Here is a 5,014-nt window from a genome sequence, read left to right on the forward strand (position 1 = left end):
GCTGGGGGCGGCGGGCACCCCGTACGCCACGCAGGCCGAGGCCGACGCCGCCGCCAAGGCCCTGGAGGAGTCGCTGAGCGCCGGCTACGGCGAGCTGGAGGCCGTGGTGGAGGGCAACCCGCAGCTGCGCGCGGGCGTCCCGATCGCGCTGGGCAACGTCGGCGCCGCGTTCAGCGGGCGCTACACCGCCACCGCCGTCACGCACGTCATCGAGCCGAACCGGGGCTACCGCACCACCGTGCTCGTCAGCGCCTCCGCCGACCGCTCGTTCGCGGGCCTGGTCGCCCACGACTCCATCCCGTCCAGGGGCCCGAGGATGCCGGGCCTGGCCATCGCCGAGGTCACCGACATCAAGGAGACCGGCAACGGCGAGCGCGGCTGGGTGCGGCTGAGGTTCCCGTGGCTGGACGACAAGTACGTCTCCGACTGGGTGCGCACCGTGCAGCTCGGCGGCGTCGCGGGCGGCGGCGTGTTCAGCCCCGACGTCAAGGACGAGGTCCTGGTCGGGTTCGAGCAGGGCAGCCTCGACCGGCCCTACGTGCTCGGCGGGCTCTACAACGGGATCGACAAGCCGTCCAAACACGACCAGAAGCTCGTGGACGGCCGCAGCGGCAAGGTCAACCGCCGCTCCCTGGTCAACCGCAAGGGCGACCGGCTGGAACTGCTCGACGGCACCGCCGCGCAGGGCGTGCGGCTCGGGTCCGGCGACGACGAGCTCGAAGTGGTGCTGGACCGCAAGAAGAACGAGCTGCGGCTGGTCCAGGGCGGCCGGGGCGGGTGCCGCATCACGCTCTCCCGCACCGGTGTCGAGATCGACGCCGGTCGCGGCGGGATCACGCTCAAGGCAGGCGGCAAGGTCGACGTGTCCGCCAGGACCGGCGTCGACATCGACACCGGCCTCACCGGCGACGTCGTCGTCAAGGGCCGCACCATCCGGCTCAACTGAGCCGCGACCGAGTCAGCAGCACCGAGCCGGCGGCACCGGAACAGCGCGAGGAGGACCAGCCATGCCCATGGCGGCCAGGATCAACGACAAGACCACGCACGGCGGCACGATCGGACCGCCGAAGTCGGCGAAGGCCATGACCGTGCTCGTCCAGGGCCTGCCCGCCGCCGTGGTCAGCGCCCAGCACGTCTGCATCATCCCGCCGCACGCCATCGCGAGCGTGGCGAACCTGGTGCTGCCGGGGAAGTCCCTGGCAAGCAGGGTGTTCGTCGGCGGGCTGCCCGCCGCCGTCGTCGGCGACCAGACCTCGTGCGGGGCGCAGATCATCCCGATCCCGCCGCTGCGCACCGTCTTCGTCGGGGGGCCGCTGTGAGCGGGTTCATCGGCCGGGGCTGGGGGTTCCCGCTCGGCGTCGACGCGCGCGGCGGCATCGGCATGGTCGAGCGCGAGCAGGAGATCCAGGAGGCCGTGCGGCTCATCCTCGGCACCGCGCCCGGCGAGCGGCCCATGCGCCCCGAGTTCGGCTGCGGCATCCACGACCTGGTGTTCGCCTCCGCCGACGGCGCCACCGCCGGGGACATCTCCCGCGAGGTGCGCACCGCCCTGGAGCGCTGGGAGCCGCGCATCGAGGTCACCGACGTGGTCGTCGCGTTCGACGCGGTCGACACCGGCACGCTCTACATCGACGTGCGCTACCTGATCCGCAGCACCAACGACCCGCGCAACCTGGTCTTCCCCTTCTACACCATCCCCTCCGAGGAGAGCGAGGTCGTCTGATGCTGCCCGCCCCGAACCTCGACGACCGCCGGTTCCAGCAGCTCGTGGACGAGGCCAAGCGGTACGTCCAGCAGAGCTGTCCGGAGTGGACGGACCACAACGTCTCCGACCCCGGCGTCACGCTGATCGAGACCTTCGCGCACATGGTCGACCAGCTGGTGTACCGGCTGAACCGGGTGCCGGAGAAGAACCACCTGGCGTTCCTGGACCTGCTCGGCGTCACCCTGTTCCCGCCCACCGCCGCCCGCGCGGGCGTCACGTTCTGGCTGTCCGCCGCCCAGCCGGAGACCGTGCTGCTGCCCGCGGGGACCGAGGTCACCACGGTCGGCGGCGAGAGCTCGGGCGGCGTCGTGTTCGCCACCACCGACGACCTGCCGATCGTGCCGTGCGAGCTGGAGCGGCTGGTCACCCGCACCGACGGCGGCGAGCACGCCGACCGCACCAGGGACCTGCGCGGCAACGCCGACGTCGACCCGGACACCCGCAAGAACGTCCAGGTGTTCCAGCCCTCGCCGCGCGCGGGCGACGCCGTGCTGATCGGCCTGTCGGCGGCGGTGCCCCGCTGCGCGGTCGTGCTGCGCCTGGACAGCCGCGTGGAGGGCATCGGCGTCGACCCGAGGCAGCCGCCGCTGGTGTGGGAGGCCTGGGACGGCGCCGGGTGGGCGCCGTGCGAGGTCGACGAGGACGGCACCGGCGGGCTGAACCGGCCCGGCGAGGTCGTGCTGCACGTGCCCGCCGGGCACGTCGAGTCGAACATCGCGGGCAGCACCGCCGGGTGGTTGCGCTGCCGCGTCGTGGAACCCGTCACGGGGCAGCCGTTCTACTCCGAGTCGCCGACCGTGCGCGAGGTGGAGGCCTACACCATCGGCGGCACCGTCGTCGCCGAGCACGCCGAGACCAGCACCGACGTCGTCGTCGGCGAGTCGGCCGGGGTGCCGGGCCAGCTGTTCTCGCTGCCCTCCGCGCCGGTGCTGCTGGACGGGCCGCCCGTGGTCGTGCAGGTCTCCGAGGGCGAGGGCTGGGTCGACTGGTCCACCGTGGACGACTTCGGCTCCTCCGAGCCGGACGACCGCCACGTCGTGCTCGACGCGGGCACCGGCGAGATCCGGTTCCCGCCCGCCGTGCGCGAGGCCGACGGCGGGCTGCGCCGCTACGGGGCCGTCCCGGCCAAGGGCGCGGTGATCCGCGTTCCCCGCTACCGCACCGGGGGCGGGCGCGGCGGCAACGTGGCGCGCGGCGCGATCTCCGTGCTGCGCAGCTCCGTCCCGTACGTGGCGGAGGTGGTGAACCGGGAGGCGGCGCGCGGCGGCGTGGAGGCCGAGACCGTGCCCGAGGCCAAGCAGCGGGTGCCCAACCAGCTGCGCGCCCAGTGGCGGGCGGTCACCGCCGAGGACCACGAGCTGCTCGCCAAGCAGGCCGCGCCGTCGCTGGCGCGGGTGCGCTGCCTGCCCGCCGAGCACGGGGCGCGGGTGCTGCTGGTGCCCGACGCGGTCGCCGACGAGGACGACCGGCTGCGGTTCGAGCAGCTCATCCCAGGGCAGGAGCTGCTGACGACGGTGGCCCGGCACCTGGAGGAGCGCAGGCTCATCGGCAGCCGCCTGGTGGTGGAACCGCCGCGCTACCAGGGGGTCACGGTCGTGGCGCGGCTGGTGGCCGCCGAGTCCGAGGCCGAGCGGGTGCGGCGCGAGGCGCTGGCCGCCCTGTACCGGTACCTGAATCCGCTGCGCGGCGGGCGCGACGGCGAGGGGTGGGAGTTCGGCAGGCCCGTGCAGTTCGGCGAGGTCTTCGCGGTGCTGCAACGGGTTGCGGGGGTGTCGCTGGTGGAGGAGATCCGGATGTTCCCGGCGAACCCGATCACCGGGGCGCGCGGCGGGCCGGTGGAGCGGCTGGAGGTCGCGCCGAACGCGCTGGTGTTCTCGCACCAGCACCAGGTCGCGGTGGAGCAGCGGTGAGGGCCGCGCTGCCGGAGCTGCCCAGCAGCCACCCCATCGGCGCCCTGCTGCCCGCCCTGTACGCGGAGGACGGGTTCGCGCAGCGGTTCACCGGTGGGCTGGACGCGGTGCTGTCGGCGGTGCTGTCCACTGTGGACAACATCACCGCGTACCTCGACCCGGACCTCGCGCCGGAGGACTTCCTGGCGTGGCTGTCGGAGTGGGTCGCGGCCGAGGTCGACCCCCGGTGGCCGCTGGAGCTGCGGCGCGCGGCGGTGAGCCGGGCGGTGGAGCTGCACGCCAAGCGCGGCACGGTGGCCGGGCTGGTGGAGCGGGTCGAGCTGTCGCTGGGGGTGCGCGTGGAGGTGCTGGACGGGCCGGGCGCGAGCTGGTCGCCGGAGCCGGACGCCACGATCCCGGCGGGGCCCGACGGGCCGGTGGTGGTGCGGGTGCGGCCGGGGGTGGCGGCGGTGGACCGGGAGCGGGTGGAGGAGCTGGTCGAGTCGCTGTGCCCGGGGCACCTGAGGTGCGTGGTCGAGGTGCTGGACGGGGAGCCGGGGTCGGACGGGGAGCGGGGCGGTGAGGCGGGGTGAGCGCGGTGACGTGCCCGCAGTGCGGGGCGCAGGTCGGGCCGCTGGACGACTTCTGCGGCAACTGCGGGACCTACCTGGGGTGGGGGAGCGGGAAGCAGGGCGGGGGAGGGGGCGCCGCGGCGGCGTCCTCGGCCCCGCCTCGGGCTGAGCCGCCTCGGGCGGAACCCCCTCGGGCAGAACCGCCTCGGGCGGAACCGCCACGAGCCGAACCGCCTCGCGCGGAACCCTCTCGCGCGGAACCCCCTCGTGCGGCCCCGCCTCGCGCGGAACCCCCTCGGGCTGAGCCGCCCCGAGCGGAACCGCCCCGAGTAGCGCCCGAGCCGCCGAGAGCGGACCCGCCCCGCGCTTTCCCGCGGTCCGCCGAGCCCTCGCGCGCGGAACCACCGCGCGCCGAACCCCCGCGCGCCAACCCGCCCCGAGCCTTCACACCACCCGCCGAGCCGCCCAGCGCCAACCCGCCCAGCGCCGACCCGCCCTGGGCCGTGCTGCCGACCGACGAGCAGCCGAAGTCCCCACCCCCCGAGCCCGCCGCGGCCCCCACCCCCACCGCGGCCCCACCACCCCGCCCCGAGCCCACCGGCTCCGCCTGGGCCCGGTTCCTCAAGGCCATCCGGTGGCCCTGGTGGGGCGGCCGGTCCACCAGCTTCGCCACCACCGGCGACACCCCCGCCCCCGCGCCCACCGCGTTCCGCCCCGCCGCCCCCGCGCCCGCGGCCGAGCGCGCCCCCGGCGACCTCGGCCCCGTCCTGCCCGGACTGCCCGAGGCC

General features: G+C 75.3%; 5 protein-coding genes and 1 pseudogene. All 6 read left to right on the top strand.

Annotated features, from left to right (window positions below):
- Positions 1-946, top strand: a 946-nt coding sequence (locus tag ACTUAL_RS18000; RefSeq protein WP_440901081.1) for a VgrG-related protein, incomplete at its 5' end; no start/stop codon positions are given.
- A 61-nt stretch (positions 947-1,007) separates the two neighbouring features.
- The gene (locus ACTUAL_RS18005; RefSeq protein ID WP_096493529.1) at positions 1,008-1,319 is read left to right on the top strand and encodes a PAAR domain-containing protein; all 312 of its coding nucleotides are present in this window, start codon (positions 1,008-1,010) and stop codon (positions 1,317-1,319) included.
- Positions 1,316-1,723 carry a GPW/gp25 family protein gene (locus ACTUAL_RS18010; protein ID WP_096493531.1) on the top strand — a complete coding sequence of 136 codons (408 nt, stop codon included), beginning with the start codon at positions 1,316-1,318 and terminating at the stop codon, positions 1,721-1,723. The genes ACTUAL_RS18005 and ACTUAL_RS18010 overlap by 4 nt, the downstream gene beginning before the upstream one ends.
- Entirely contained in the window at positions 1,723-3,675 is a 1,953-nt protein-coding gene (locus tag ACTUAL_RS18015) for a putative baseplate assembly protein (protein ID WP_440901082.1), read from the top strand. Before ACTUAL_RS18010 ends, ACTUAL_RS18015 begins: the two co-directional genes overlap by 1 nt.
- Entirely contained in the window at positions 3,672-4,247 is a 576-nt protein-coding gene (locus tag ACTUAL_RS18020; RefSeq protein ID WP_440901083.1) for a phage tail protein, read from the top strand. The genes ACTUAL_RS18015 and ACTUAL_RS18020 overlap by 4 nt, the downstream gene beginning before the upstream one ends.
- A 482-nt stretch (positions 4,248-4,729) precedes the next feature.
- A pseudogene (locus ACTUAL_RS18025) lies at positions 4,730-5,014 on the top strand (zinc ribbon domain-containing protein); the annotation flags it as partial.

Source organism: Actinosynnema sp. (assembly GCF_052038725.1).